Annotated in this window: 3 protein-coding genes; 2 read left to right on the top strand and 1 reads right to left on the bottom strand. The window is 72.1% G+C overall.

Annotated features, from left to right (window positions below; translation table 11 throughout):
* On the top strand, positions 1-983 hold a 983-nt coding region (locus AVW09_RS15135), incomplete at its 5' end, for a hemolysin family protein (protein ID WP_063258850.1).
* Positions 980-1,987, top strand: coding sequence for a CNNM domain-containing protein (locus AVW09_RS15130; protein WP_063258849.1), 1,008 nt, complete (start codon positions 980-982; stop codon positions 1,985-1,987). The genes AVW09_RS15135 and AVW09_RS15130, both read left to right, overlap by 4 nt.
* Positions 1,988-1,998: 11 nt before the next feature.
* Here AVW09_RS15130 and AVW09_RS15125 read toward each other — a convergent pair whose 3' ends face one another.
* Positions 1,999-2,865: a zinc-ribbon domain-containing protein gene (locus AVW09_RS15125; RefSeq protein WP_063258848.1), complete on the bottom strand. Its 867-nt coding sequence runs from the start codon at positions 2,863-2,865 to the stop codon at positions 1,999-2,001.
* Between the last annotated feature and the right edge of the window lie 114 nt (positions 2,866-2,979).

Below are 2,979 nucleotides of genomic sequence, written 5' to 3'. Positions count from 1 at the left end.
ACCCCGAGCCGCTCGCGCGAGCACTCGCCGTGCCGACCCGCATCTACCTGCTCGCGTTCGGCTGGCTCATCACGGTGTTCGACGTGGCCGCCAACGCGCTGCTGCGCCTCGTGCGCATCGAGCCGCTCGAGGACGTCGACGAGAGCGCGACCGCACGCGACCTCGAGGCGATCGTCGAGGAGTCGCGCGCCAGCGGAGACCTGCCCGACGACCTGTCGATGATCATCGACCGCATCCTCGACTTCCCCCAGCGCGACGTCGAGCACGCCATGATCCCGCGCTCGCGGGTCGACTCGGTCCACCCCGACACCACGGTCGGTGAGGTGCGGGCGCTCATGGCGACCGGCCACACGCGGTACCCGGTGATCGGCGACGAGGACTCCCCCGTCGGCGTCGTCGAGCTCATCGACGTCCTCCGCGGGAATCCGGATGCCACCTCCCCGGTGTCGTCCGTCATGCGCCCAGCGGTCGTGCTGCCGACGTCGATGCTGCTGCCCGTCGCCCTCGAGCGGATGCGGCGCAGCCGCAACGAACTCGCGTGCGTGGTCGACGAGTACGGCAACTTCGACGGCATCCTGACGATCGAGGACCTCACGGAGGAAGTCATCGGCGAGTTGTCCGACGAGCACGACGTGGAGATCGACGAGGTGACGTCGGTCGGCGACGCCGCGTGGACGGTGCCGGGCGACCTGCACCTCGACGAACTGGAGCGTCTCATCGGACACGACCTCGCCGCTGGCGATGTCGAGACCGCGGCCGGACTCGTCATCGAGGCGTACGGCGATCTGCCCGGCGTGGACACGGTGGTCCGTGTCGATCTGCCCGAGCGTGCCGGCGAGGTCGTTCAGGGTGTGCTCGTCGACCGCTGGCTCGAGATCGCGGTGGCGGAGGTCGACCGACACGTCCCATCGCAGCTCGTCGTGCGACTGCAGGAGCGAAACCGTTCCTCTGCCGCGGTCTCCGACGAGGAGGTGGCCCGATGAGCTGGTGGCTCGTGACCCTCATCACCGCGGCGCTGATCGTCGCGAGTGCGTTCTTCGTGATCGTCGAGTTCGCGCTGCTCGCTGCCCGCCGCCACCGACTCGAGGCGGAGGCCGCGACGAGCGCCTCGGCCCGCGCGGCCCTGCGCGGCGTCAACGAGCTCACGGTCATGCTCGCGTTCGCGCAGCTCGGGATCACGGCGTGCACATTCCTGCTGGGCGCGATCACCAAGCCGGCGATCGACTACGCCCTCGCGCCCGTGCTCGCGCAGTGGGGGCTGCCCGCGGTGCTCGCGGACGTCCTCGCGTTCCTCCTGGCCCTGATCGTCGTGACGTTCCTGCACCTCGTGATCGGCGAGATGGCCCCGAAGTCGTGGGCGATCGCGCACCCCGAGACCGCGGCGAAGGCGACCGGCATCCTGGCCCGCGCCCTCACCTGGCCGTTACGACCGTTCCTGCTGTGGATCAACCGCATCGCGAACCGCCTGGTGCGCGCGTCCGGCGTCGAGCCGGTGGACAAGGCGGCGGCGGGCGGGCAGGACGCCGACACGATCCGCGAACTCGTCGCGCACTCGCGCCGCGCGGGAACCCTCGACGAGCAGTACTCCGCCCCGATCGCGCAGGCTATCGAGCTCGGGACGCTCACGGTCGGAGACATCGTCCGCACCGACCGGACGCCGACGGCCGTCCCCGCGGATGCCACGGCGGCCGACGTGCAGGCGGCGGCTGCGGCATCCACGCACCTCCGGATCCTCGTCGGAACCGGTGCCTCGGCTCGGGTCGCACACGTCCGCGACACGCTCGAGGTCGCTCCGTCGACGCCGGCCGCGGCGATCGCGCGCGATCCGCTCGTGCTCGGACCGGATGCCTCGGCGTACGACGCGCTCGCGCGCATGCGCCGCGGTCGCGTGCAGTTGGCCACGGTGGTGGACGGCGACCGGCTGCTCGGCGTCGTCACGCTGGACGATCTGCTGAAGGAGATCCTGCCGGGCGTGGGCGCGGCCTGAGTCAGCGCCCGTCATCGCGCGTACGCATCCACGAGGAGCGGACCCCGGATGCCGCGCAGCGTCTCGACCAGTCGGTCGAGCGCCGCGCGGTTCCAGGCCGACAGTTGCAGGTCGTGCGGCCCGAGGGGCTCGAGCTTCCCGGTGCGGAGCCGCACGACCTCCCAGCCGACCGCGCGGAGGGCGCGATCCTTCCGCCGGTCGGCCTCTTCGCGTCGGCCGACGTGCTCGAGACCGTGCCGCCCGATCGAGTCGTACTCGATCGCGATGCGCAGCTCGGGGAGCACGAGGTCGGGCCAGATCTCGAGGTGCTGGAAGAACGGCCGGGCCACGCGCACGGCGTTCAGCCCCTCGGTGAGCGCCAGCCGTGCGAACAGGTCGGCGCGCAGGCGGCCCTCCACCGCGGATGCCGGTCGCGGCGCGCACACGGAGACGAACGCCTCGCCGGGCGGGAGGTCGGGCGTCTTCTCGCACAGTGGTCGGGCCTTCTTCGGCTTCCGGGCGCGCAGCACCCCCGCCACGGGCGGCGACGGCGCGTCGACGGAGTCGCGCATCGGCAGCGGGACGACGCGGGTCGGGGCGGCGATCTCGCTGCACTCGGGACACCACGCACTGCGGCGCCGCTCGCGGCCGGGCCGCAGCCGCTGCTCGGTCGGCGTCGCGGCGAACCGGTGCCCGGAGTCGCACTGCCACAGCAGCAGCACCTCCGCGGCGGGCGGGACCTGGCTCAGCGCGATACCCGCGTTGAGGTCGGGGTGATACTGCCGGATCAGCGCCGGGAACGCCGCCCACGCCTCGCGGTACGCCCCGACCGCGTACGGCACGTCGGTGCCTTTCGACCACTGCCGTCGGGCCCACCACGCTTCGACTCGCTCCGCCACGCGAGAACGCTAAACGCGACCTCCGACATCTGCGTCAGTCGTCCCAGCGGTCCTCGTCGTCCTGACCTCCGGAGTGCGACCATGCGAGCCGGAAGCCGCATTCCCGGCACTCGT

It is taken from the genome of Microbacterium sp. T32 (assembly GCF_001619615.1).
Classification (GTDB): Bacteria; Actinomycetota; Actinomycetes; order Actinomycetales; family Microbacteriaceae; genus Microbacterium.
The sequence above is the reverse complement of the archived record's forward strand: the minus strand, read 5'-3'. Positions and strand labels throughout refer to the sequence as shown.